We start from the raw sequence: 24775 nt of genomic DNA on the forward strand, positions 1-24775 counted from the left end.
CACAGTGCTTTCTCGCTTCCGAACGGCCGGGCTGGTTGTTCTCGTCATCGTCACGTTGGCGTCTTTACTGCTCAGCTTGGCGATCGGAGCCCGTTCGATCGCCCCCGACGATGTACTGCGTTACCTTTTTCACCCAGAACTCGGAGATCCCATTTCACAGGTGGTCTGGCAGTCGCGTGTACCTCGAACTATCCTGGTGGTTTTAGCGGGTGCGTCGTTGGGTGTGGCCGGCGGGCTCATGCAAGCAGTAACCCGCAACCCGCTGACTGACCCAGGAATTCTCGGTGTCAACGCTGGTGCATCATTGGCTGTGGTTGCAGGATTGGCCTTTGTGGGGCTCACCGATCTACGAAACTACATGTGGTTCGCGCTCGCCGGTGCTTTTATTACCTCGATTGTCGTTTTCATCGTCGGTAACACTGGAAAAAATCGGGGTAATGCCGTGCGAATGACCTTGTCAGGTGTTGCCATTGGAGCAGTACTGAGCGGATTTAGTTCCGCAATTTTGCTGACCAATTCAGATGTATTGCGCCAAATGAGGGGCTGGGCTGCAGGTACTACAGCTTCACAATCACTCGAGGATGCACTCTCAGTGGTTCCACTGATTGCGATTGGCCTCGTGATTGCATTTCTCAGCACACGAGCCTTAGATGTATTGGCCTTAGGGGAGGCAAGTGCCGTTGCGATGGGGGCACGACCGAACCGAATCCGGTTGGTGGCTTTGGTAGCCATTACGTTGCTGGCGGGTGGTGCTACAGCGGCCACCGGCCCCATTGGCTTCGTGGGCTTGCTTGCCCCACACCTCGCCCGCATGATGGTTGGGCCGCATCAGGGGTGGATCACTGCATATTCAATGTTCTTGGGAACTCTCGTTGTTGCCGTAAGCGATGTGCTGGGACGAATCCTTTCTTCAGGTGAAGTGCCTGTTGGCGTAGTAACCGCATTCATTGGTGCTCCAGTGCTCATCTGGATGGCGCGGCGATTCCGGCTGAATGAGTTATAAGGCTGACGTGAGCGCCGTAAAGAGCGGAATCGGCGGCGAAGCACGAAACGAGCGGATAGGATCCCGCGATCAGCAGTCAGCACAGACAGGAGAACTCGTGCATACAGCGCAGAGACTTGATTATGGAAGGCAATGTTACGAGTTGCCTATTCCTGGGAAAACTCACGGCGTCTGGCGCATTGACGCGCGAGCGCTGTGGGTCAGTGTTGCGGTCTGGATCGCGATAATCGCATTAGGAATTTTTGCGCTTTTTACCGGATCTGCTTCAGTAACACCAGCCGAGACGTGGAATGCTGCGTTGGGGCGGGGAGATAGCTTCACCACGATGATCGTCGTGGAATGGAGAGCACCTCGCATCATTATCGCTGTACTCCTCGGCGCATCACTGGCTATGAGTGGATCTATTTTTCAAACACTCACAAACAACGCGCTCGGTTCACCGGATGTTATCGGCTTCCAAACTGGCTCTTATACCGGTGCATTATTCATCATGTTGGTGGTCGGAGGCAGCTCGATTAGCGTAATGATTGGGGCCCTGGTCGGTGGGATCATGACTGCACTGGTGGTATTTTTCCTATCGATACGCAATGGCAATACCCGTGGTGTGCGTTTAGTCATCGTTGGCATTGGAGTCAGTGCAATGTTGGCTTCATTGAATACGTGGCTGCTGCTGACCGCGACAGTAGAAGATGCTCTGATGGCAAGTTTATGGGGAGCCGGAAATCTATCCGGTGCTACCTGGTTTAATGTGTGGCTGATCGCCGGCGGGGCAATAATCTTCGGCATCGGCGCGGTATGCCTGTTACGTCCGATGCGCATTATGCAAATCGGTGTCCCCTTCGCTACCGCTCTTGGCTTGCATGTGCATCGGGTGCAGTTGCTTGCCATCGTGGTTGGCATCGGATTGGTTGCAATAGCTACGTCCACTGTCGGGCCGATTGCCTTCATTGCCCTCGCAGCTCCCCATATTGCCCGTCGTGTTGTGCGCCTCGACGGATTGGTATTAGGCACGTCTGCTGCCGTCGGAGCATTGTTGTTGTTATTGGCAGACGTTATTGCTCAGCGGATATATCCAGATTCACCGTTGCCGGTGGGCATTGTTACTGTCTCGATTGGTGGCATCTACTTTTTGTGGCTGCTGTTCCGGGAAGGAAAAGCGCGATGAGCAGATTGCAAGCTGCACATGCGAGCTTGGGTTACGAATCGACCGTGATTTCACAAAATTTGTCAGTGGAAATCCCAGATGAGAAATTCACGGTGATTGTTGGCCCCAATGCTTGTGGTAAGTCGACCTTGTTGAAGGCATTAGCTCGATTATTGCGTCCGACGCAAGGGCACATCATGTTAGATGGGGAAATAATTCAATCTTTACCCACGAAAAAGGTGGCCCAAGAAATTGGTTTACTGCCGCAAGGTCCTGTGGCGCCGGAAGGCGTGCGGGTCGTGGACTTGGTTAACCGAGGCCGATATCCATATCAAAAGCTTTTTAGTCCTTGGACGCACGACGACGATGCGGCTGTGTCTCGAGCTATGACGGCAACTGGAGTGCATGAATTATCGGGGAAGCTCGTCGATGAACTATCTGGTGGACAGCGGCAACGGGTATGGATGGCGGTCGCGCTAGCTCAAGAGACCGGCATTTTGCTTCTCGACGAACCCACCACATATCTCGACCTGAATCACCAAATTGAGCTACTGGAACTTTGTCGTAGGTTGAATCAAGAAACAGGAGCGACCATGGTGGCCGTGTTGCATGATCTCAACCAAGCCGCGCGCTACGGTGACCACATCATTGCAATGAAACAGGGGGCAATTGTTTCACAGGGCAGCCCCGACCATGTGTTTACAGAAGACTTGCTGAGCGAAGTTTTCGGCGTGAATGCGCGAGTTATTCGTGACCCAGAGTCGGAAACACCGTTGATTATTCCTCGTTGGGTCCACACCTAGAATCCGAACGCGACGATGCGCAATGAGCAGCGTGTGTCGGTGACAAAAGGTAACCTGGGCTGCTATGAACCCAGTGTCGAGGAAACTGATCAAAGCGCGTTATCTTTCAGGTCTGCCCTGGGCAGTGTTATTTATTGGTGCCTCCATCGCGGCCGCCGTGTTCTGGAGCAATTGGCTGTGGATTGCCACCGCCGTCATAATCGCTTTCGTCCTCTTTCGCATATGGCTTATTCCACGGCAGGTAAAACTGCTTGGCTGGAAGGAAACCGACGACGAACTTCTGATCACCCGCGGTAAAATCTGGCATACCTTCACCGTCGTGCCGTATGGGCGGATTCAATTCGTGGATGTTTCTGCCAGCCCCATCGATAAAATCTTTGGTTTAAAAAACGTGAAGCTACATACGGCTTCGTCTTCGTCCGACTCCGATGTCCCAGGGCTAGAAGCTGCCGACGCAGATGCATTACGTCAGCGCCTGTCCGAAAAGGCCCGTGAGAGGATGAGCGGCCTATGAGTTCAGCAGAAAACCCTCAGCCACACGATCAGCACCCCAACGGTTCGCACCCAACTGCCGCACAACCAGCAGCCACACAGCCAGGGGCCGAGGCGCAGACCAACCAGCAGCAGTGGCACCGCGTCCATTTCCTCACCCCGATCCTGGAATTCTGGTCGCTTTTGGTTGGTTTGGCCGTCGTCATTGTCGTCAACATCAATTCGACGATTATCAACACGGTCTCGAGTTGGACAGATGGCGAGAGCCTGACCGACTTGCTCGTTGGCACCGCGATTTTGCTCGGCATCGCGGTACTTATCGTGGGGCTGTCGTATTTCTGGTGGCGGGCCCTGGGTTTCCGGCTTGACGACGAAGAAATCGCGCGCAAAAAGGGCGTGTTTTCTACCCAAGTGCGCTCGGCACGGTTCAATCGCATCCAAGCTGTCGACATCGTCGAACCGTTCGTCGCCCGCATCTTTGGCCTCGCGAAAGTTCGCGTCGAGACCGCCGGCGGCTCGGATTCTGTGATCGAAGTCGAATATCTGCGCAAGAAACAAGCAGAACGCCTACGCGCGGAAGTTCTGCAGCGCGTGCGTGGTGAAAAATCAACCGAGCCTGATGCCGCGCACTCGGGCATCGCAGAACCCGGTGCACCGGAAGCGACGCCAGCAGAAACCCCAGCCGGTGATGCCGCGCAAACACACAAGCCTGATCTCGCCCATCCGGCTCATTCAATTGACCAGCCGAACCGCGTAATCATCCCGCCGATTCCTGATGGACGGGTGCTCGGCTCAAGGGCGCTGCGTCCCGGCACCATGATCGCGGTTATCGTCGTGCTTGCTCAGTTGTTTACCCCTCTGAATATCATTTCCAGTTTCGTCATCGTCGTTGCCGCCCTGGGCACGTTGCTTGGCCATCTCAACAACGCGTGGCAATTCACCGCCACGCTCAACGAGACCGGCGGGCCGAACAACTCACCGTCCCTCGACATCGCGTACGGGTTAACCAGCAGGCGTCGGCAATCAGTGCCGCTGGACCGCATCCATACCGTCGAAATCAGCCAACCCGTCCTGTGGCGGCTGACTGGCTGGTGGATCGTGCAGGTAGACGTCGCAGGTTATGGCGCGTTGTCCGGTGGTGATTCCGGCTCCACGATGATCTTGCCCGTCGGCAGCAAACAACAGGCCCAACAGATTGCCGCGCTGGTCACCCCGCTTGCCGACGAGCAGCTTGCCGAGTTTGCCCGGCCAGACGGTTTCACCCGCCCCCGGTACACCTCGCCGAAGCAGGCCCGTTGGTGCTCACCAATTGACTACAAACAACAGGGAGTCACGCTTGTCGACGACGCCGTGATCATCCACCACGGGCGCATCGGGCGGAAAGTCGCAATTGTTGCAGAACCGCACATCCAAGAGCTCTCGTTGCGCAGGGGGCCGATACAAGCGTTGCTTGGTCTGCGCAGCCTGGGTCTAGACCTGGTCGGCGGGCCAGTGCGCATGGTAGGCGCGGATCTTTCCCTAGACGATGCCGAAGAACTCCTGGAATACTTGCGCCAGCGCACATTGCCAGAACTAGAACAGGCGGGGACTTTTCACTAAATTCCGCCACTGATAGACCCCCTCGGGCCCGCTGACAGAGCCTGTGGGTAGGCCCCTCGGGGCAAGGCCCTACACTCCACCGGAAAAGCCGAGCTGGCGCCAGGCTTCAAAAACCGCGACGGCAGCGGAATTCGACAAATTCATCGACCGGCGCGCCGGCAACATGGGAATGCGTACCTGCTCGGTTATCCGCGGGTGCGCTAGTGCCTCGGCAGGTAGCCCGGTGGGTTCTGTGCCAAAGAGCAAAATATCGCCGTCTTGGTAGTTCACCTCAGTGTGAAAGGTGCTGGCACCAGTGCTAAAAGCAAACACCCGGCCGTCGCCAAGCGATTCCAAACACGCATCCAAGTTGGGGTGAATCTGCAGATCCGCCAGATCGTGATAATCCAGTCCAGCGCGTTTCAAATGTTTATCGTCGAAGTTGAACCCCAGCGGTTCCACCAAATGCAGATGGGCTCCGGTTACCGCAGCTAAGCGGATCGCGTTGCCGGTATTCGCGGGGATCACCGGATTATCAAAGACAACATGCAAATCGGCCATGGCAAGAGTCTAGAATGGTAGCCGTGACTGCATTGACATTGGATGGAAAACTCTACCGAGACGAAATCTTCGACGATCTGAAAAAGCGCGTCGACAAGCTACGCGAAGCCGGCATTACCCCTGGTCTGGCCACCGTGTTGGTGGGTGATGATCCAGGCTCGCACAGCTACGTCAAAATGAAGCACCGCGACTGCGAAGCCCTGGGCATCAACTCGATCCGTCGTGACCTGCCCGGCGATATCCGCCAGGAAGAACTGCTCGCCGTCATTGATGAGCTCAACGAGGACCCAGCCTGCACCGGCTATATCGTGCAGTTGCCGCTGCCGAAGCACCTCAACGAAAACGAGGTGCTGGAGCGCATCGACCCCGACAAGGACGCCGACGGCCTGCACCCAGTGAACCTGGGCAAACTGGTACTTAATGAGGATGCACCTTTGCCGTGCACCCCGAATGGTTGCATTTCGCTGCTGCGCCGTTTCGGCGTGGAACTTGATGGCGCAAAAGTCGTGGTCATTGGCCGTGGCGTGACTGTGGGCCGCCCAATCGGTCTGATGCTGACGCGGCGCAGCGAAAACTCCACTGTCACCCTGTGCCACACCGGAACCAAAGACCTGGCTGCAGAAACCAAGGCCGCTGATGTCATCATCGCTGCTGCTGGTGTGCCACATATGCTTACCGCAGACATGGTGAAAGAAGGTGCCGCAGTGCTGGACGTGGGCGTTTCGCGTGTCGACGGCAAACTCGCCGGAGATGTGGCACCCGAGGTATGGGACAAAGCTGGCGCGGTCTCGCCCAACCCCGGCGGTGTGGGCCCACTGACCCGTGCCTTCCTGGTGCACAACGTGGTGGAGCGCGCAGAATTGCATGCCGGATAAACCACGCTCGCGCCAGGCCAGCAGCCGCACCAAACCGTCGGTCGGTGCTGGTGCTCGTCGCCTGAGCACCCACCGAAAAAAGATCGACCGCAGCGGCTTGGCTAACCCGCACGACCTGAACCTGGCGCCCTCGCGCGTACCCGGGTGGTTGCAGTGGGGCGGGATGGCCGCGTTTATCGTGCTGCTGGCCGCCGCTGTCTGGTTTTTGGTGGCGGATCATTGGCGTCGTTCCACGTTTGCCCTGGGTGTGGCGATGCTCTGGCTGGCCGTGTTGCGGCTGACCTGTGATTCCTCGACACTGGGCGTTTTTGCTGTGCGTTCGCGCCGGTTCGATGCGTCGTTTAGTGCTGTTGCAGGCGCAGCGCTGATGTTTTTGTCTGCCTCTGTAGATGCACTGGGCAGTTAGCGCGCGAGAATTTGCTCGCGCTGGCCAGCTAGCTGGCATACGGGGCAGTTAGCGCGCGGCGCAGTTGGTTGTGCGCCGCAAGTAGTAGAAAGTTGCACGAATGTCACCAATGGATACCTGGGAGCCCACGCTGGGCACCGCATCGCTGTTAGGCATCGCTGCGGCCGCCGTCGCAATGATTTTGCTGCTGGTGATTTATTTCCGCATCCACGCCTTCATCACCCTGATCACTGTCTCCGCACTGACAGCCTTGGCCACGGGAATCCCATTAGCAGGCGTCGTCCCGACCATGACCGACGGCTTCGGATCCACCTTGGCCTCGGTGGCCTTGTTAGTCGGTCTTGGTGCGATGCTTGGCCGCTTGGTGGAAAACTCGGGTGGCGCGCAGTCGCTGGCGGAACTGCTGGTGCGTAAATTCGGCGATAAGCGTGCCCCATTCGCCCTGGGCGTGGCATCGCTGCTGATGGGCTTTCCGATCTTCTTCGACGCCGGGCTCATCGTTATGCTGCCGGTCATCTTTGCGGTCGCACGGCGCCTGGATGGCCCGATTTTGGCCTATGGTATTCCGGCAGCCGGTGCGTTTTCTGTCACCCACGTGTTCTTGCCACCGCACCCAGGGCCGGTAGCAGCCGCCGAATTTTACAATGCGGATATCGGGCTGATTTTGCTGTTCGGCCTGCTTATTGCCTTGCCGACGTGGTATATCTCCGGCTACCTGTGGGGACAATTCCTGGGGCGCAAATTCCCGCTGCCAGTACCTGATTTGCTGTTGGGCGCGCGCTCCGAGGCTCCGAAAAACCCGGCGGGCGCTGGTTCTGTAGCTACGATCCTGCTGCTGCCGATGCTTCTGATTTTCGGCAACACCGGCGCAAACACCGCCGCCACCGCTGGCTGGATCGATGGTGAATCCGGGGTAGTGCAGTTCCTGCGTTTCCTTGGGCAAACCCCGATCGCCCTGCTGATTACCGCGTTCGTAGCCATCGCTGTGTTGGGATTGCGTAGGGGAGTAAGCCGCGAAGCCATTGAAAAATCCATGGACGGCGCGCTCGGCCCAATCTGCTCTGTCGTGCTGATCACCGGCGCTGGCGGCATGTTCGGTGGCGTATTGCGTACTTCGGGCATTGGTGATGCGCTCGCCGAATCCATGGAAGGCATGGGCATCCCGCTGATTCTCGCCGCCTACCTGATCGCTGCCGCACTCCGCGTTGCCCAAGGCTCGGCGACCGTCGCCTTGACGACGGCCGCAGCACTGATGGCACCGGGCGTGGTTGCCGCGGATTACTCCGAAGTCGCGCTGGCACTGATCGTCTTGGCGACGGCCGCCGGTTCCGTTATTGCCTCCCACGTCAACGATTCCGGCTTCTGGCTGGTGGGCCGACTGATGGGCATGGATACCGCGACTACTCTGAAAACCTGGACGGTAAACCAAACACTGATCTCCGTTATCGGTTTCGCCCTGGTCATGGTGATCTACGGCGTCAGCGCGCTGTGATCCATTCCTTCATGGCCTCCGCCACCAGGGTTGGCGGTTCGGCTACATCAAAACTCGCGCCGGGTTCATCCGCACGTAGCGGCTCCAAAGTTGCCAGCTGCGAGTCCAGCAAATGCGCCGGCATGAAATGCTTTGTGCGCTCCAGCATGCGTTGCTCCAGCAGTTCGCGTGAGCCCGTGCAGTGCACAAATACGGCGCCAGGGCATGCAGAAAGCAGTACCTCGCGGTAGCTTTGCTTTAACGCGCTGCAGGCAACGATGGCGCCGTGCTCCTGCTCGGCGAGCCAATTGCCGACGCGCCGTAACCACGGGAGGCGGTCGGCGTCGTTAAGCGGGATGCCGCTGGCCATTTTGTCGATATTGGCTTGTGGGTGAAAATCATCCCCATCCAGGTAGACCAAACCCATCAGGTTCGCCAGTTCCGTGCCGACGGTGGTCTTGCCGCTGCCAGAAACCCCCATCACGACGATGTGGTGGGGCAGTGGCGCATCCGGTGCATGTTCAGCCATGTTGGTGATCCTAACACCTGCCGGGAACCTCACTGGCGGCTGTGTTGTTGCGCCTCAGCGTTGTGCTCCTCAGTGTTGTGTGCCTCGGTGCTGTTGTGTTGTGGCAAGCCCAAACTTTCTGCGTACGACGTAACCGCACTAGCTTGCGCGGGTGCGGCGATCGCGATGACGTCGCGCAGGTACGGCCACAGACGCGGGTGGTTTTTGCCGTAGTAGCCTTCTGCCAGGAACGCGAAATTCACGCAGTAGTCTATGCCGGTGGGCCCCAAGGCTTCCTCGGCAGCGTAGGCGGGCAGACGGGGCGCAATATCTTCGCTGAAAAAATAGGTCCAGGTTATCCAGCGCGCGATTTCCGCCTCACCAAATGCATTCGCTGAGCTCACCACAGCCTTGGCCGCGGATAAATGCAGGGCAAGAGCATCGTTCAGCGTATTTTTTGCCGTCTCACTTCCTGCCAGGCTCAGCGTACGGTTGCTGGCAAGTTGTTTTATGAATTCCTCGAGATACGGAAGCATCAATTCCGTGTGCCCATGGTCAAGGAAATGCCGAAAAATCACCATCATCTCTTCAAACCGAGCAGTTTGCTCGCGCTTGCCGACGCCCGCGTTCAGACCTGAGTGCGCACCAGCCCCAGATGGCGGGCTATTTTCTGTCCACCGCGGTGGCAGAAAGCTTCCGATGGCTTTGCCCAGGTGATCTTCGAGAAACTCCGAAATGCTCACGGTTGTGCCAGTATGCGCCAAGACGTGTAGTTGTAGCGGGAGCTGGACCTGTGGTTCCCACTGAAAAATTTTCCGGAACGCACTAACGATTTCACTAGGGCTGGCGGTGTTGACGAAGTTTTCTAGGAAACGATCCTCGGGCGCTTGGAATAATGCGATGCTGCGTAAACCGACGGCGACGCAGTGCTTGCACCATTGGTGCTGCACAGGGCAGGTGCAATAGGTGATGGGGGTTCCTTCGACCAGCTTGATGTGCACCTCGTACGGATGAATTGCCGAGCCTTGCACGAAAGCTTTAATAGATTTGTCGGTCACTGTGTGGCCGGAAATTGCTGTGGGATCGATCTTTGATCCCTTGTGGAAGCTTCCGGAATCTGTGTGGTCGGCGATGTAACTGGGCGTAAGGAGGTTAATTAAATAAGACTGCTGTGGCAACGACATAATTTAAGAATAAGATGCCGCCGCACACAGACCTCACGGGGTCGAACAAATGTTTTATCTATTCGACCAACTTAGTGAAACAATCGAATTAAATCAATATATCGATTTTAGTGAATCGAATTCTTTATCGATTAATGAATTCAAGTCAGGGCTGGCCTGCTCTGTAGTTTCACCTGCACCCGCGCTCTCGGAGGCGTCAGAACTTCCAGAGAAACGGGAGCCAGCGCAGCTGCTTGCCGACGCCCGCGCAGCCGTATATTCGTCCACCGCCGAAGCAATCGCGGCGCCGATCAACCAGTCATACGTGTCGATGGTGAATTGATCAGCACCTGGCATGCGTGCGGCCAAAGCGTCGGCAAGCAAATGTGGGGACGTGTTGCCGTAATGCTCGGCGAAGGTGAATTTCGCTGCACTAATATTCGGCATCGTCGCTACCTGCTGCACTACCTGCATTAACGCGACCATCGATGATTGCTCGCCGGTGCCGGTTCCAGTGTCAGTGCCCGCGATGCCTCGCGCAGTGCCAGTGCTAGTGCCAGCATCGGTTTCTACAACAAACACCGCGCGGGCGGCTTCCACCACGGAAAAATCTTCCGGCACTTGTGCGAAGGCCTCAGTGATCTCCGAGCCGTGCAAATGGATAAACCACAGCAAAGCCTCTTCCATGGACTGAAAATAATTGTGGAAAGTGCGGGTGGACACCCCGGCAGCCTGGGCCACGTGGGCGACAGTCAATGCCTCTGTGCCTTCACGCAATACAACATTCGCTGCAGCGCGGGCGATGGACTCTTTGGTTTCTGCCTTCTTCTTCTCCCGAAGGCGGGTGTTGTTGCGGGAGCCACGGGGCTCGTAGCTTTCTGCGCTATGCCCTGTATGGCTAGTCATCGTTGGCCTGCTTTTCCGTGCGCGCCAACAGCTTGTCCTTGTCGTCTTCCAAAGCTTCGCCCTCGATATCCAGGTTCGGCAAAATTTTCTCCAGCCAGCCTGGGAACCACCAAGCGCTATTACCCAGCAAGTACATCGTGGCCGGAACCAACGTCATGCGTACGATAAACGCGTCCAACAGAATAGCGACGGCCAGCGCGAATCCCATGGTGCGGATGAATGGTTCGTCGAGAAGCATGAACGCCGCGAACACTGAAATCATAATCAGCGCCGCAGCTGTGACCACACGTGCGCCGTGCTTGAAGCCATTTGCCGTTGCATTACCGGCGGTCTTGCCGACGCGCACGAAGTTCTCGCGCATGCGGGTGACCAAAAAGACCTGGTAATCCATAGCCAAACCGAAAGTCAGCCCGATGAGCATGATTGGCAGGAAGGACAAGATCGGCTGTGGATCGCTGACGATGCCGAACCCGCCTTCCTGGAAAATGAATACCGTCAGGCCGAAAGTTGCAGCAACCGACAGGGCATAGCCCGCGGCGGCGATCAGTGGCACCAGAATGGAGCGGAATACCAGCATCAACACGATAAAGGCCAGGCCCAGCACGATCAGGATATACGGGATCAAAATACTGGTCAGCAGCTGTGAAATATCATCGAAGATCGGGGCAATGCCAGTGATGCCAAATTCTGCACCGTATTGTTCAGCGAAGTGCGACTGGTTCTCGCGCAGGCGCTCCAGGGTATCGGTGGTTTCCTCATCGGTAGCGCCCGTGGTGGGGGTGATCAGCATCTGGATGCCATCGGCTTCGGTGGTGGTGTCTACCACCTGGGCATTGACGACGCCGTTGGTGGTTGCAAACGTGGTCATTGCTTCTTGCATCAGCTGCGGGCGCTGCTCGGCAGGGGTGCTCGTCGCGTCGATATACGCGAGCATCGGTGCGTTGCGGCCTGCACCGAAGGCCTCGGTAGTCATCTCATAAGCGGTGCGTTGCGGGCTACCAGGTGATTCCTGCCCCTCGGTAGGCATAGCCAGCTGTAGTTGCGCGGCGGGAATGGCCAGAATGCCCAGCATGACGACGCCAACCACAAGGTTCAGAATTGGATGTTTGCGGATCTGCCGTGCCCACCGCAGGCCCACGGTAGGGTTGTCGTTTTCTGGGTCCGGCACTTTCGGGCCCGGGATGCGAAGGACGAAAACCTTGGAGCCCAGCAGGCCGACTAAGGCAGGCAGGAAGGTGAGTGCCACCAGCACGGCGAGCGCGACGGTGCCTGCTGCTGCCAGGGCCATGGCGGTTAAGAACGGAATATCGATGATGCTGAGTGCCGCCAGGGCGATCAGTACGGTGATACCCGCAAAAATCACGGAACCACCGGCGGTGCCCAGCGCCATGCCCATCGCGTGCGCGCGAGTTGGCTTATCTAGCCCACGCAGGGTCTGAGCGAATCTCTTCGGGCTTTGGTGCTGCGCACCAGTCAGCGTAATTAGTTCATTGCGGAAGCGCGAAAGGATAAACAGCGAATAGTCGATGCCCACGGCCAAACCGATCATGCTGGCCAGAACCGGGGTCATGTCATTGATGGCGTCGGTGAGTGCGGTCCCGGACATGACGATGAGTAGGCCGGTGGCAACACCGACGATCGCAGAAATAAGCGGGATGCCTGCAGCAACGGCGGAACCGAAGGTCACCAGCAGCACGATGGCGGCCACCGCTAAACCGATCATTTCCGCGGTGGGATCCATACCCATCTCGCCCATGAAGGCATTGCCGGAATAGCCGGCCTTAAAGCCTGGTTGCGCGCCGAAAGCGTCGGCAAGCGTGGTGATGGCCTCGCGATCTTTGGTGTCGATTTCCATGGCGGTCTCGGCAGCAAAGGTGAGCGAAATGGTGCCGGTGTGCTCGTCTTCCGACAGCGGCGAGACTGCGGCCAGGTCCGCCTGGATTTTTTCTTCCGGCATGCCTTGGGCGGCCAGCTGCTCACGCATTTGCTGTTCCATGCCTGCAGCCGCCATAACTGGGTTGACCACGGTTTCCGGGTTGGCGAGCACCCCGGTGGCTTGCAGGTCGGCGACTAAGGCGTCGACGTCTGCCATGACCTCTGGGTCCGTCAGTGGGGCATCCTGTGATTGGATAACCACTGTGCCTTCGGGCGCGGAAACAAAATCCTGTTTATCGGTTTCCTCGCCGTGGGCGGCTTTATCGCGCGTGAAATGCTCCTGCATGCGTTCTTGGGTGTCGGTGGAATCCATCGACGGCATGGAGAAGTTTGGCGAGGGCTGTTGCGCGATCGTGGATACGGTAATGCCGAGGCCGGTGAGAATAATGAGCCACAAGGCGAGAAACGGCCAGGCGCGCCGGTAGGCGAGGCTACCGAGTCGGTAGAGGAAGCGTGACATGACAATCCTTCGCGGTGTGCAGCAAGTAAGTGTAATTGCACATGCTATGCAAAATTGCATTCTGTGCGCAAGATTGCAGTGGGTGCGCAAGTATTGTGTGTGGCTTAAGGATTGTGTTGTTGCGCGGATAGCCGGGGCAGCCTAAATCCTAAATACTGTAAGGCTCCGGCAGGGAAAGCTTCAAGAATTTCCGTAGCACGCGGTCGAGCTGCCGGGTTTCCGTCAAGAATGCGTCGTGGCCAACCGGCGAGACTATTTTCGCCATGCCCAAAAAGTTGCCAATATTGCGGGAGAGGTGTTCTTGCTGGTGGTATGGGTATAAAATATCCGTGTCGACGCCGACGATCATCGTGGGCACGGTGGATTTTCCGAGCGCGCGGTTGAGACCGCCGCGCCCACGGCCAATGTCATGCCGGTTGAGTGCCTCGGTGAGCGCGACGTAAGAACCGGCATCGAAGCGCTTTGACAGCTTGAGACCTTGGTGCTCCAGATAGCTATTGACGGCAAAGCGCTGGGTAGGGTCGCGGAATTCGCCAAAGGGGTTTTCGCCTTCGTTCGCATCGGAGCCGAAACGTTCGTCGATCTCCTGCTCCCCGCGATAGGTCAGGTGTGCGATCCGGCGGGCGGCGCACAGACCCTCGAGAGGGTAGTCCTCTGTGTCGTAATAGTCGCCACCGTGCCAGTTGATATCGCGCTCGATCGCAGAAATTTGCGCACACTGAATGCCGATCTGCCAGCCAGAAGCCCGGGCAGAGACCGCCAAGATACATACCGCATCCATCATTTCTGGGTACAGCAGCGACCACTCGAGCGCGCGGGCACCGCCCATGGAACCGCCGATGACAGCGTGCACCTTTTCTAACCCGAGCTTGTCGAGCAGACGACGTTCTGCGGCAACGATATCCCGAATCGATACTGCGGGGAATCGCGATCCCCAGGCGCGTCCGTCGGAAGCAATGCTGGATGGGCCAGTGGATCCGTGGCAGCCGCCCAGTGCGTTGACGCAGATGAAGCACCAGCGCGAAGTATCGAGTGCCCGCCCCGGCCCGAGTAGTTCGCCCCACCAATCCGCGATGTTGGAGGAGCCGGTCAGGGCGTGCTCGATCAGGATGACGTTATTGGGTCCGTCCAACTCGCCACGGAAAGCGCCAAAGACGTGATACCCCAGCGTGACCTCATCCATCATGGCGCCAGCCTCCGTGCGGAATTCGCCGATGCTGGCGTGGTTCAGCGTGGAAGTTGGGCCAAAAGGCGTGGTATGAGGCATATCTGTCGCTTTCCGACGTGGACGGTAACTTGCTTCACACAGTCTAGATGAACAGAGCTGTCTACTTATAGAATTATATTCTGCCTCTGTGGCGGGGTTCGTCGACAAGCCACATGTAGCTGATGTGGTTGTGCTTCAGATTTGGTTTTTATTCTTGTGATGTGGCTGACATAATGGAGTGGACTGCTCAACAATCTATGATTATTAATAATCATTCTTGACGACGGAAAGGCTCCAGCTCGTGAGCGAAAAACACACTCCTGCCTCAGGGCACACCGAAACCGCAGGCGGCCAAGGTACAGCTGGCGATCCCGGCACAACCGGAGGCTCTGGCTACGATCAGGACGTTCGCGGCGAAAAACCCAACAACTCGAAGTGGGCCCTGGCGCTGTTTGGTACCGCAGTCGGTGCCGGTATCCTCTTTTTACCCATCAATGCCGGTAGCTTCGGATTCTGGCCGCTTTTGGTGGCCACCCTTTTGATCGGCCCTATGGCATTCCTGTCGCACCGCGCCTACGCGCGCATGCTCAGCGGATCCTCGCAGCAAGGCCAAGACGTTCTGGAAGTAGTCACCAACTTCTTCGGCAAAAACGCCGGCATTCTGGTCGCCCTGATTTACTGGTTCACGGTGTTCCCGATCGTGATGATCTACGGCATCTCGATCACCAACACCGTTGACAGCTTCATCCAAAATCAGCTGGGCGGCCCAGAAATCTCGCGCCCAATCTTGGCGACGCTCTGCGTCGGCTTGATGACGCTCGGATTCGCCCTAGGCCGCAACACCGCGTTGCTGGTCGCGCAGTTCGTGATCTACCCGTTGATCGTGGCGCTGGCAGCGGTGTCTTTGTACCTGATCCCGCAGTGGGATTTCAGCTCGTTCTACCACTACAGCGCTGATGGCTTCGTCGCTAATCTCGGCGACATCATCTTGATCATGCCGGTACTGGTGTTCTCCTTCAGTTTCCTGGCGGCAATTTCGCAGTTCGTGCTGGACACGGAACGCTTCTACGGTGACGGAGCCGAGAAGCAATCCTCCAAGATCATCCTGATTGCCACGGCTTTGCTGACGCTTTTCACCATGTTTTTCGTCTGGTCCTCCGCACTCGCTTTGGGCGCGGACGGCATGCAAGAAGCTTACGAGCAAAACATCCCAGTGCTGTCATACCTGGCGAATGAAACTGGAACGCAGTTCCTTGCCTATATTGCGCCGATCGTGGTGATCTGTGCGATCATTTCGTCGTACTTCGGTCACCTGCTGGCCACGGTGGAAGGTACCCGGTACTTCGGCAAACTGGTGGCCCCAGGCATGATGCGGGATACTAGCCCGCGTAGCGTGGCCATTGCTATCTACCTCTTTGTTTTTGTCGTGGTCACCGCCGTGGCGATTATCAACCCATCCATCCTGGATATGATCACGCTGATCGGCGGGATCTTCATGGGCTTTATGACGTACCTGTTGCCTGTATGGGCGATCTACAAAGTCGATGCTCTCAAGCGCTTCCGTTCGGTAGCCAGCAACTGGTTCGTGGTCATCATCGGTATCGTCGTGATGGCCGGAACCTTCTGGGATGTGCTGCGCAACCTGGTGGGTTAAGCGAGGCTGCGGTCGCTGGGGGGGGGAGCTAGACTGCGGGCGCTGGCTGGTTAAACTGCCGGGATGCTCGGGTGGGGCGCCCTTTCGGCTTCCTGCGCGGACTCCTGTGCGATCGGCGTTGAGGCTGGATGCGGGGCGTGGGTTCAGCGAAAGCCCAGGTGAAAATTTTTGTAAACCGAAATTAGTGGTGCTGTTTTACAAATAGACGCTGAAAACTGGGCCTTTTTACCCCACTATTTGTAAAAGAGCGCCAGATCGCAGCAAAAGCACCCAGGGAACCGAGACCACCCAGGCAGCAAACCCGAGCACCCAACCACCCAACAAAAAGCGCCCGAGGCAAAACCCTGCCTCGGGCGCTTGAAACTTTAAATGTGTGTCTGCGCCGGAAATCCGGCGCAGACACCGCAGTTTTGCACGAAGTTTTACTTCTTCAGCTCTTCCATCAGCTGGTTGTACGTAGCCGATGGACGCATGACCTCGGAAGCCTTGTCGTCGGATGGCTGGTAGTAGCCACCCAGATCAGCGCCTTCGCCCTGAACTTCCATCAGCTCGGCGTCGATCTTGTCGGCGGCCTCGGAGAACTTCTCTGCGATTGGTGCGAAGTGCTCCGCCAGCTCAGATTCCTCGGACTGTGCCGCCAGTTCCTGCGCCCAATACATCGCCAGGTAGAAGTGGGAACCGCGGTTGTCGATTTCGCCGACCTTGCGGGAAGGCGACTTGCCTTCGTCGAGAAGCTTCTCGGTGGCCTTGTCCAGCGCCGAGGCCAAAACAGAGGCCTTGGAGTTGTCGTTTTTCGCTGCTTCGTGGCGGAAGGATTCTGCCAGAGCCAGGAATTCACCGAGGGAGTCCCAGCGCAGGTGGTTTTCTTCCAGGACCTGCTGCACGTGCTTCGGAGCGGATCCGCCAGCACCAGTCTCGAACAGGCCGCCACCAGCCATCAGTGGAACCACCGATAGCATTTTTGCGGAAGTCCCCAGCTCCAAGATTGGGAACAGGTCGGTGTTGTAGTCACGCAGCACGTTACCGGTTACGGAGATGGTGTCCTTACCGTTGCGCATGCGCTCGACGGACTTCTTGGTGGCCGAGACCGGATCCATGATGGTGATGTCCAAGCCCTCGGTGTCGTGATCTGCGAGGTACTTGTTGACCAGCTTGATCAAGGTGGCGTCGTGGCCGCGGTTCTCGTCCAACCAGAAGATGGCTGGCATGCCGGAAGTACGCGCACGGGAAACAGCCAGCTTGACCCAGTCCTGGATTGGCGCATCCTTGGTTTGGGTGGCGCGCCAGATGTCGTTTTCTTCTACGTCATGGGAGATCAGCACTTCACCGGCGCTGTTGCGAACCTCGACGGTGCCTGCAGAAGGGATCTTGAAGGTCTTGTCGTGGGAGCCGTATTCTTCGGCCTTCTTGGCCATCAGGCCCACGTTTGGCACGGTACCCAGGGTGGTTGGGTCGTATTGACCATTCTTCTGCGAATCCTCGATGACGGTCTGGTACACACCAGCGTAGGAAGAATCCGGGATGATCGCCAGGGCGTCCTGGGTTTCGTCGTTCTTGTTCCACATTTGGCCGCCGGTCTTCATCATGGCAGGCATGGAAGCGTCCACGATGACATCCGAAGGCACATGCAAGGCGGTGATGCCCTTGTGGGAATTGACGTAAGCCAGTGGGGCGCCGTCTTCCTGCGCCTTGTCGAAGGCCTTCTTGATCTCGTCGCCGTTGTCCAGCTTGTCCAGGTTCTCCAGGATGTGGCCCAGACCGTTTTCGCCGTTCAGGCCCGCTTCGATGAGCTCGTCACCGTACTTGTCGAAGACGTCGTGGAAATAAACACGTACGACGTGGCCGAATAGAATTGGGTCGGAGACCTTCATCATGGTGGCCTTCAAGTGCGCCGAGAACAGCAGGTTGTTTTCCTTGGCGTAGGCAACCTGGTCACGCAGGAAGGAATCCAAGGCTTTGGCGGACATGAAGGTGGCGTCGACGACCTCGCGGTCTTCTACCTTCAGGCCTTCTTTGAGAACCTTCTCGGAACCGTCGGCGGCCTTAAGAACGAAGCTCAGCTCATCGTCACCGTCAATGATGACGGACTTCTCGTTGTGCGCGAAGTCGTTGTCATCCATGGTGGCCACAGCGGACTTGGAATCTGCTGGCCAGTCCTGCATGGAGTGTGGGTGCTTTTTCGTGAAGTTCTTCACAGCCTGCGGCGCGCGGCGGTCGGAGTTACCTTCACGCAGCACCGGGTTCACAGCCGAACCCTTCACCGAGTCATAGCGGTTGCGGATGTCTTCTTCTTCGTCGTTGGCAGGCTTGTCTGGGTAATCAGGAAGGTCGTAACCGTCTTCCTGGAGCTCCTTAATGGCGTTTTTGAGCTGCACCAGGGAAGCCGAGATATTTGGCAGTTTGATGATATTAGCCTCTGGTTTTTTCGCCAGCTCACCAAGCTGTGCCAGGGCGTCGTCCATTTTCTGTTCGTCGGTGAGACGCTCTGGGAACTGCGCGATGATGCGTCCCGCCAAAGAAATATCGGCGGTTTCGACATCAATATTCGCGGTAGAAGCGAACGCCTCAACCACTGGCTTGAACGAGTAGGTAGCCAGCAGTGGGGCTTCGTCGGTACGGGTCCAAACAATTTTAGCCATTTCAGACTCCTTGAAATATTTCGTCACTAAAATGTTGCGGCCCCAGGTTACCTATAAACTGACTAGTTTGCTGTTCGACGCCGTAAATTGTGACCCACCTATGCCGTGAATTGTGACCCACGTATGTAGGTTTCGCAGGACAGTTGTGGCACCGGACACAGAAAGTCTGGCGGACTAGGCACCTGCGCTTTTATGGGCGTAGGGTCTCATGCGTGCCACAGTTGAGTCATTTGCGCAATTTAGCTTCAAGCCCCCGTCGTCGAGCCCTGCCACGGCAGACGGAGATTACCGAAAAGCGCCGATATATCGTCATGGTCGCCCTTGGGTTGGGCGGGTTCGGAATCGGCGTGACGGAGTTCGTCTCCATGGGCCTTTTGTCGTTGATCGCTGAAGATTATGGAGTCACTGAGGACACCGCAGGGCGCATCATTTCGCTCTACGCGCTGGGTGTTGTGATCGGTGCGCCAGCGATTACGGCGGTGACGGGTAAAATCCCGCGTCGACGCCTGCTGTTATTGCTGGTCGGCGCGTTTATTATTGGTAACTTCTTGTCGGTCGTTGCTCCGACATATGAGTTTTTGCTGGTAGCCCGATTTATTGCCGGCCTGCCGCATGGTGCGTACTTCTCGGTGGCCGGTTTGGCTGCGGCCTCCATGGCGCCGGAGGGCGAGCGTGGACGTGCGATTTCCTTCGTCTCGATGGGACTATCCTTTGCCACCGTCGGTGGTGTGCCTGCAGCACAGGCACTCGGTCAGGCCTTCGGCTGGCACGCTTCCTACGTGTTTGTCACTATCGTGGGAGTGGTCACTTTGGTCTCCTTGTGGTACCTGATGCCGCACATGGTGCGCATGGGTGCGACCTCGGTTCGCACGGAACTGGGTGCGCTACAACGCGGCCAGGTATGGCTCACTCTGGCGATGGGCACCGTTGGCTTCGGTGGCATGTTCGCGGTATATACCTATATTTCCTGGACTATGACCGAACAAGCAGGCCTGGATCCGTCGCTGATGTGGATTGTGCTCATGGCCTACGGTATCGGCATGGTGGCTGGTACGTGGTTCGGCGGTCGCGTTGCTGACTGGAACCTGGAAAAGGGCATTTTGTTCGCCTTGGCAATGATCTGCCTGGTGTTGGTCGCGTTCTACTTCACTTCGTCGAGCCCGTGGTTGGGTACCATCAATTTCGGCTTGGTTGGCTTCTTTGGTTCGACGCTCGTGCCGTCGCTGCAGATCCGCCTGATGGATACTGCTGGCGACGCCCAAACCCTGGCCGCGGCTTTGAACCACTCCGCTCTCAATATGGCTAATGCCGCTGGTGCCGCGTTGGGCGGTGCCGTGATTTCTGCCGGTTACAGCTACAGCGCACCTTCGCTTGCCGGAGCTGGTTTGGCCATTGCTGCCATCGTCATTTGGTTCCCGACCATCTGGTTGCGACACAAGTCTTTCACTAACACAGGTTAGTTTCCACACTGTGACGCCCACCCCTATACAGTGGGGGCCATGTCTGAACCTCAACTGACGATAGCCACAGTTAACGTCAACGGCATCCGTGCCGCCTGCAAAAAGCGTAACGACGACAACCTGGGAATGAACCACTGGTTGGAAAATACCTCGGCCGACGTCGTTCTCATGCAGGAAGTCCGCGCGACCCCGGAACAAACCCAGAAGGCATTAGCCCCCGCGCTGGAGGCTGGCTGGCACCTGGTGGTTGCTGATGCCGAAGCCAAGGGCCGCGCCGGGGTGGGAATTTTATCGCGTAGCCCACTTGCCGACGTCCAGGTGGGCTTCGGCGACGCTAGTGCATTTACCACCGCTGGCCGCTGGATCGAAGGCACTCTGAACTCTAGCTTTGGCGATGTTCGCGTCGCTTCGCTGTACCTACCGTCGGGTGCGCAGGGGACCGCCAAGCAAGATGAAAAATACACTTTCCTTGATGAATTCGATTCGATCTTGCTGCAGCGTGCAGATGCGCACGAAAACATGGTCATTGGTGGCGACTGGAATATTTGCCACCGCAGCCAAGATCTGAAAAACAACAAGCCAAACGAAAAAGTTTCGGGCCACTTGCCTGAAGAACGTGCTTTCTTAGATTCCGTCTTTGGTGCGTTTCCTGATGAAGCCCCGCAGGAAAAGAAATACCTTGGCGACTACCAGGGCGTCGTGGACTATGCAGCGAACACCCAGCGCGAGCCAGCCACTGATCCGCAGTGGTTTGACCTGGCCCGTCGCTTGAACCCAGATCCGGCGCACGACGGCCCCTATACCTGGTGGACTTACCGTGGTCAGGCTTTCAACAATAATGCCGGGTGGCGTATCGACTACCAGGCTGCCACCCGTACCATGCTGGAACGCGCACAACGGACGTGGGTAGAAAAGGCCCCGACCGTTGAGCAGCGTTGGTCGGACCACTCGCCTTTGCTGGTGGAATTTCACTAAGCTCGATTCTCGTGTAAAGGACGTGCATCTATGACCGTGACGACGTTATTAACCGCGACGTATGTGGTCGGTATATCCGCGGAGGCGATGACTGCAGCTTTGTCCGCCGGTCGCCAACGCCTGGATTTCTTTGCGGTCTCACTGTTGGCCGCGATTACGGCTTTCGGTGGGGGAACCGTGCGCGACGTGCTGCTTGGACATTACCCGCTGGTGTGGGTGGATAACCCGATATATTTGATCGTCGTGCTGGTGGCAGCGGCGGTGACGGTGTCGTTGTCGTTTTTCATGCACTATTTTCGATCGCTGTTCTTGGCTCTCGACGCAGTGGGGTTGGCAGCGTTTACGGTGTTGGGTACCCAGGTGGCGTTGTCGGAAGGCCATGGGCCATTGATCGCTATCGTGGCTGCGATTTGTACCGGTGTTTTTGGCGGAATTTTGCGCGATATCTTAAGCGACCGGGTGCCGCTAGTTTTCATGGGCGATTTGTATGCAGCCTGCGCGCTGATTGGCTCGGTGACTTATATGGTCTTGGAACAATTAGGTGCCCCACCGGCAGTGGTAATTCCCGCAGGGCTGATCGTGACCTTCGCTGTACGCATGTGGGCAGTGAAGTACAACAAGTCCATGCCAATTTTCGCGTATAACGACGAAAACCAGCCGGTGGATCCGCGCCTGCGCCTATCTGCGCAGTTTGTGCGCGAAACCGCGCGGAAAGCGAAATCGAAGGTTGCTAGGGGGATCAAGCCGGAGACGTCGAAGAAAACTAAGAATCCTGAAAATGAGCAGTCAAAATCGTCGGAAAGCGAGTAAGCTGCTAGCATAAAAGGGACTTATTTTTCTGATACTGACCGGAAAGAGAATTCAGTATGATTCGCGTTTTATCCTGGCTGATCATTGGCATTGCCATCCTGGCCGGCTCGATTGTCTGGTACATGAACGTACAGTTCTCCATGGCAGGGCTGGTTTCGGGTATCACCATGGGAGTAGGTGGCGCGTGCATCGTTGCTGCTTTCGCCACTGCGCTGGATCTCTATGATCCAACCTCGCGCAAGGTGTAGCCGAATACCTACAAGCTACCGATAGCTTCGCGCCCTGCTGGCTGTACTCTGCGCCAGCAGGGTTTTTGCGTGCCAGAAACTACTGAAAACCGCTGAGATGCCACTGAAAAACCACATTAAGTGCCACTTTCAGTACTGAGTAAAGGATAAAAAGATGACCGCATCGGTGCCTATTACCGACAAACCGCGTGTGCTGTCTGGCATTCAGCCAACCGCCGATTCGTACCACCTTGGAAACTACCTTGGAGCCCTGAAGCAGTGGATCGAACTGCAGAATGATTTTGACGCGTTTTACTTCATCCCGGACATGCACGCGTTGACGGTGGAGCAGGACCCGAAGCAGTTGCGCGAGCGCACCTACGCCGGTGTTGCGCAGTTGATTGCGTTGGGCATTGATCCGGAGCGGTCCACGCTGTTCATCCAGTCGCATGTGCCAGAACACGCTGAGTTGAACTGGGTTTTGCAGTGCCTGACCGGCTATGGCGAGGCCGCACGCATGACACAGTTTAAGGACAAATCCGCTAAGCACGGTGAGGAGCGCACTTCGGTGGGGTTGTTTACCTACCCGATGCTCATGGCCGCCGATATTTTGCTTTATCATCCGCAGTATGTGCCCGTGGGGGAGGATCAGCGCCAGCATTTGGAGCTTACCCGTAACCTAGCAGAGCGGTTCAACACGCGCTTCGGCACAACTTTCGAGGTGCCAGAATCACTCATTCCCGAAGGTTCGGCCAAGATTTACGATCTGCAGGATCCGATGATCAAGATGTCGAAATCCACCCCGCACCCCAAGGGGCTCATCAATCTGCTGGATCCGCCAAAGACTTCCGCAAAGCGCCTGAAGTCCGCCGTGACTGATGACCGGGGCGTGATCGCCTTTGATCGTGAGCAGCAGCCGGGGGTTTCCAATTTGCTCACCATCCAGTCCGCCTTAACCAATACTCCTGTCGATGATCTGGTTGCTTCCTATGAAGGCAAGGGCTACGGCCACCTCAAGGTTGATACTGCTGATGCGTTGGAAGAATTCACGAACCCGTTGCGTGCTCGTTACGATGAACTCATGGATGACCGTGCACAGCTGGGCCAGATTCTTGCCGACGGCGCGGATCGTGCCCGGGAAGTGGCTGCTGGAGTGCTTGCCGACGTTTACGACAAGGTGGGTTTCCTGCCAGCGCAGCCGCGTTAGCTACCGTTAGCTACGGATGCGTTAGAGTGAGTAAGCAAAGCTCACAGAGAAAAACCAGGGCAGTGCAAGCCAGCGCGAACTAATGCTAGCCAGCGCAAGACCATTACCAACTTAAAGGACACTGAAGTGGCAGCCACCACCACAAAGTCAGCTGAGAAAAACCAGGACAACTACGGCATCGAACGCGTGCGGGACGATGATCCTGGATTCGTCGAGAAAATGCGGCACAAGTCAGATTTTTTCGACCACATCATGCGCACTGTCGAGCGTTATGGTGCGCAGGGTGGTAATCAGTTTGCCGCCGGTATTACGTATTTCTCGGTGTTGGCGGTTTTTCCCATTGCGATGTTGATCGTTGCGGCTGCGGCGCAGGTCTTGGCGGGCCGTCCAGAACTTTTCGCTAGTTTCCAGGATCAAATTACTGAGTCACTGGAAGGACAGATGGGCGAGATTGCCAACGAAATCCTGGAAGGCGCGGTGGAGCGCCGTGGTGCGGTGGCCGGAATTGGTGGTTTGACTGCGCTGTGGACCGGTCTGAACTGGATGCATAACCTGCGTGCTGGCATTTCTTCGATGTGGAACATGGATCCGAACGACGGTGCAAATTTCGTCGTCAAGAAGTTCAATGATTTGCTGGGTCTGATTGGCTTGATTCTGGCATTCATCATCGCTTTCGGCATTACCGCTGTGGGTTCGTCTGGCATTGTTTTTACCGTTTTAGAGTGGCTGAATGTGGACGATGTCATGCCAGGGTTGAACTATATTCTGTTCTTCTCCGCGCTGTTCGTTGGTATTCTCGCGAACTTCCTGGTCATGTGGTGGCTGGTGGTTATCCTGCCGCGTAAGAAAGTGCCCAAGAAGGCCGGCTTCATTGGTGCATTGCTAGGCGCACTCGTTTTTGAAGTGATCAAACAGCTGTTTACCGTGATCCTGTCTTCGGCTACGGGTAGTCCGACTGGCGCGATATTCGGGCCAATCATCGCTTTGATGATTGTGTTGTATTTGATCTGGCGCGTGGTGCTCTACGTTTCTGCGTTTACCGCCACCACCAAGCAGGCTCGTGCCACCGAGGAAGTTCCGGTTCCGGAACCAGCCGTGATCCGAGTACGTCACGAGGTGAAAAAGCGCCCGTCGACCCGCACCCTACTAGGCGCCGGTGCAGGCTTAGGTGCTGCCGGTGGTTGGGCGCTCCGTAAGATCTTTAAGGCGAAATAACTAAACGTATAGTGAATCGTCGCTGGAATATTCGGTCGCTAGTATTCGGTTGTTTGAATATTCATCAGGATAGTGG

The 24775-nt window shown here is 56.9% G+C and carries 22 protein-coding genes; 15 read left to right on the plus strand and 7 right to left on the minus strand.

Annotated elements, in window-relative coordinates:
- Positions 1–4 precede the first annotated feature (4 nt).
- The 5 genes from QP888_RS09270 (at position 5) to QP888_RS09290 (ending at position 5041) form a co-directional block, all read left to right on the plus strand.
- Complete coding sequence (locus tag QP888_RS09270) at positions 5–1003, plus strand: FecCD family ABC transporter permease (protein ID WP_284813272.1); 999 nt, start codon at positions 5–7, stop codon at positions 1001–1003.
- Positions 1004–1010: 7 nt separating this feature from the next.
- Entirely contained in the window at positions 1011–2168 is a 1158-nt protein-coding gene (locus QP888_RS09275) for a FecCD family ABC transporter permease (protein ID WP_284813273.1), read from the plus strand.
- Positions 2165–2950, plus strand: coding sequence for an ABC transporter ATP-binding protein (locus tag QP888_RS09280; protein ID WP_284813331.1), 786 nt, complete (start codon positions 2165–2167; stop codon positions 2948–2950). The genes QP888_RS09275 and QP888_RS09280 overlap by 4 nt, the downstream gene beginning before the upstream one ends.
- Positions 2951–3014: 64 nt before the next feature.
- Positions 3015–3464 (plus strand): PH domain-containing protein, encoded by a 450-nt coding sequence (locus QP888_RS09285; protein ID WP_284813275.1) that lies wholly within the window; start codon positions 3015–3017, stop codon positions 3462–3464.
- Positions 3461–5041: a PH domain-containing protein gene (locus QP888_RS09290; protein WP_284813276.1), complete on the plus strand. Its 1581-nt coding sequence runs from the start codon at positions 3461–3463 to the stop codon at positions 5039–5041. The genes QP888_RS09285 and QP888_RS09290 overlap by 4 nt, the downstream gene beginning before the upstream one ends.
- A 69-nt stretch (positions 5042–5110) precedes the next feature.
- Here QP888_RS09290 and QP888_RS09295 read toward each other — a convergent pair whose 3' ends face one another.
- Positions 5111–5581, minus strand: coding sequence for a tRNA (cytidine(34)-2'-O)-methyltransferase (locus tag QP888_RS09295; protein WP_284813278.1), 471 nt, complete (start codon positions 5579–5581; stop codon positions 5111–5113).
- Between the two features lie 23 nt (positions 5582–5604).
- Here QP888_RS09295 and QP888_RS09300 point away from each other — a divergent pair, with 23 nt between their 5' ends.
- The 3 genes from QP888_RS09300 (at position 5605) to QP888_RS09310 (ending at position 8354) form a co-directional block, all read left to right on the plus strand.
- Entirely contained in the window at positions 5605–6456 is an 852-nt protein-coding gene (locus QP888_RS09300) for a bifunctional methylenetetrahydrofolate dehydrogenase/methenyltetrahydrofolate cyclohydrolase (protein ID WP_284813279.1), read from the plus strand.
- Positions 6446–6862 carry a DUF3017 domain-containing protein gene (locus QP888_RS09305; RefSeq protein WP_350338241.1) on the plus strand — a complete coding sequence of 139 codons (417 nt, stop codon included), beginning with the start codon at positions 6446–6448 and terminating at the stop codon, positions 6860–6862. The genes QP888_RS09300 and QP888_RS09305 overlap by 11 nt, the downstream gene beginning before the upstream one ends.
- 109 nt (positions 6863–6971) lie before the next feature.
- Positions 6972–8354 (plus strand): GntP family permease, encoded by a 1383-nt coding sequence (locus QP888_RS09310; RefSeq protein ID WP_284813334.1) that lies wholly within the window; start codon positions 6972–6974, stop codon positions 8352–8354.
- On the opposite strand, the gene QP888_RS09315 is transcribed toward QP888_RS09310, so the two are convergent.
- The 5 genes from QP888_RS09315 to metX all read right to left on the minus strand — a co-directional run bounded on the left by QP888_RS09315 (position 8341) and on the right by metX (position 14572).
- Entirely contained in the window at positions 8341–8862 is a 522-nt protein-coding gene (locus tag QP888_RS09315) for a gluconokinase (RefSeq protein WP_284813280.1), read from the minus strand. The genes QP888_RS09310 and QP888_RS09315 overlap by 14 nt on opposite strands.
- A 29-nt stretch (positions 8863–8891) precedes the next feature.
- The gene (locus QP888_RS09320) at positions 8892–10025 is read right to left on the minus strand and encodes an SWIM zinc finger family protein (protein WP_284813281.1); all 1134 of its coding nucleotides are present in this window, start codon (positions 10023–10025) and stop codon (positions 8892–8894) included.
- Positions 10026–10118: 93 nt separating this feature from the next.
- A complete protein-coding gene (locus QP888_RS09325) occupies positions 10119–10910 on the minus strand; it encodes a TetR/AcrR family transcriptional regulator (protein WP_284813283.1) in 792 nt (263 codons plus the stop codon).
- Complete coding sequence (locus QP888_RS09330) at positions 10903–13305, minus strand: MMPL family transporter (RefSeq protein WP_284813285.1); 2403 nt, start codon at positions 13303–13305, stop codon at positions 10903–10905. Before QP888_RS09330 ends, QP888_RS09325 begins: the two co-directional genes overlap by 8 nt.
- A gap of 148 nt (positions 13306–13453) precedes the next feature.
- A complete protein-coding gene (gene metX, locus QP888_RS09335; protein ID WP_284813286.1) occupies positions 13454–14572 on the minus strand; it encodes a homoserine O-acetyltransferase MetX in 1119 nt (372 codons plus the stop codon).
- A 241-nt stretch (positions 14573–14813) separates the two neighbouring features.
- Between metX and QP888_RS09340 the strand changes: the two genes are divergently transcribed.
- Complete coding sequence (locus tag QP888_RS09340) at positions 14814–16166, plus strand: SLC5/6 family protein (protein ID WP_284813287.1); 1353 nt, start codon at positions 14814–14816, stop codon at positions 16164–16166.
- A 422-nt stretch (positions 16167–16588) separates the two neighbouring features.
- Here the strand turns inward: QP888_RS09340 and QP888_RS09345 are convergent, their stop codons facing one another.
- The gene (locus QP888_RS09345) at positions 16589–18805 is read right to left on the minus strand and encodes an NADP-dependent isocitrate dehydrogenase (protein WP_284813289.1); all 2217 of its coding nucleotides are present in this window, start codon (positions 18803–18805) and stop codon (positions 16589–16591) included.
- A 212-nt stretch (positions 18806–19017) separates the two neighbouring features.
- Here QP888_RS09345 and QP888_RS09350 point away from each other — a divergent pair, with 212 nt between their 5' ends.
- From QP888_RS09350 to QP888_RS09375, 6 genes are all read left to right on the plus strand, one after another.
- A complete protein-coding gene (locus QP888_RS09350; RefSeq protein ID WP_284813290.1) occupies positions 19018–20265 on the plus strand; it encodes an MFS transporter in 1248 nt (415 codons plus the stop codon).
- Positions 20266–20304: 39 nt separating this feature from the next.
- Positions 20305–21240, plus strand: a complete 936-nt coding sequence (locus QP888_RS09355) for an exodeoxyribonuclease III (RefSeq protein ID WP_284813292.1) — start codon at positions 20305–20307, stop codon at positions 21238–21240.
- A 30-nt stretch (positions 21241–21270) separates the two neighbouring features.
- The gene (locus tag QP888_RS09360; protein WP_284813294.1) at positions 21271–22050 is read left to right on the plus strand and encodes a trimeric intracellular cation channel family protein; all 780 of its coding nucleotides are present in this window, start codon (positions 21271–21273) and stop codon (positions 22048–22050) included.
- A gap of 56 nt (positions 22051–22106) precedes the next feature.
- Entirely contained in the window at positions 22107–22298 is a 192-nt protein-coding gene (locus QP888_RS09365) for a hypothetical protein (protein WP_018121425.1), read from the plus strand.
- A gap of 154 nt (positions 22299–22452) precedes the next feature.
- Positions 22453–23484 (plus strand): tryptophan--tRNA ligase, encoded by a 1032-nt coding sequence (gene trpS, locus QP888_RS09370; RefSeq protein ID WP_284813296.1) that lies wholly within the window; start codon positions 22453–22455, stop codon positions 23482–23484.
- A 126-nt stretch (positions 23485–23610) separates the two neighbouring features.
- Positions 23611–24699, plus strand: coding sequence for a YhjD/YihY/BrkB family envelope integrity protein (locus QP888_RS09375; RefSeq protein WP_284813297.1), 1089 nt, complete (start codon positions 23611–23613; stop codon positions 24697–24699).
- Positions 24700–24775 lie beyond the last annotated feature (76 nt).

Origin of the sequence: Corynebacterium sp. MSK297 (genome assembly GCF_030232885.1) — a bacterium.
Taxonomy (GTDB): domain Bacteria; phylum Actinomycetota; class Actinomycetes; order Mycobacteriales; family Mycobacteriaceae; genus Corynebacterium.

Excerpts from the sequence above, each read along its gene's own strand:
- QP888_RS09330 (WP_284813285.1), bottom strand. The coding sequence starts at position 13,305 with ATGTCACGCTTCCTCTACCGACTCGGTAGCCTCGCCTACCGGCGCGCC.
- metX (WP_284813286.1), bottom strand. The coding sequence starts at position 14,572 with ATGCCTCATACCACGCCTTTTGGCCCAACTTCCACGCTGAACCACGCC.
- QP888_RS09285 (WP_284813275.1), top strand. The coding sequence starts at position 3,015 with ATGAACCCAGTGTCGAGGAAACTGATCAAAGCGCGTTATCTTTCAGGT.
- QP888_RS09360 (WP_284813294.1), top strand. The coding sequence starts at position 21,271 with ATGACCGTGACGACGTTATTAACCGCGACGTATGTGGTCGGTATATCC.
- QP888_RS09315 (WP_284813280.1), bottom strand. The coding sequence starts at position 8,862 with ATGGCTGAACATGCACCGGATGCGCCACTGCCCCACCACATCGTCGTG.
- QP888_RS09280 (WP_284813331.1), top strand. The coding sequence starts at position 2,165 with ATGAGCAGATTGCAAGCTGCACATGCGAGCTTGGGTTACGAATCGACC.
- trpS (WP_284813296.1), top strand. The coding sequence starts at position 22,453 with ATGACCGCATCGGTGCCTATTACCGACAAACCGCGTGTGCTGTCTGGC.
- QP888_RS09365 (WP_018121425.1), top strand. The coding sequence starts at position 22,107 with ATGATTCGCGTTTTATCCTGGCTGATCATTGGCATTGCCATCCTGGCC.
- QP888_RS09325 (WP_284813283.1), bottom strand. The coding sequence starts at position 10,910 with ATGACTAGCCATACAGGGCATAGCGCAGAAAGCTACGAGCCCCGTGGC.
- QP888_RS09320 (WP_284813281.1), bottom strand. The coding sequence starts at position 10,025 with ATGTCGTTGCCACAGCAGTCTTATTTAATTAACCTCCTTACGCCCAGT.
- QP888_RS09310 (WP_284813334.1), top strand. The coding sequence starts at position 6,972 with ATGGATACCTGGGAGCCCACGCTGGGCACCGCATCGCTGTTAGGCATC.
- QP888_RS09345 (WP_284813289.1), bottom strand. The coding sequence starts at position 18,805 with ATGGCTAAAATTGTTTGGACCCGTACCGACGAAGCCCCACTGCTGGCT.
- QP888_RS09355 (WP_284813292.1), top strand. The coding sequence starts at position 20,305 with ATGTCTGAACCTCAACTGACGATAGCCACAGTTAACGTCAACGGCATC.
- QP888_RS09305 (WP_350338241.1), top strand. The coding sequence starts at position 6,446 with ATGCCGGATAAACCACGCTCGCGCCAGGCCAGCAGCCGCACCAAACCG.
- QP888_RS09295 (WP_284813278.1), bottom strand. The coding sequence starts at position 5,581 with ATGGCCGATTTGCATGTTGTCTTTGATAATCCGGTGATCCCCGCGAAT.
- QP888_RS09290 (WP_284813276.1), top strand. The coding sequence starts at position 3,461 with ATGAGTTCAGCAGAAAACCCTCAGCCACACGATCAGCACCCCAACGGT.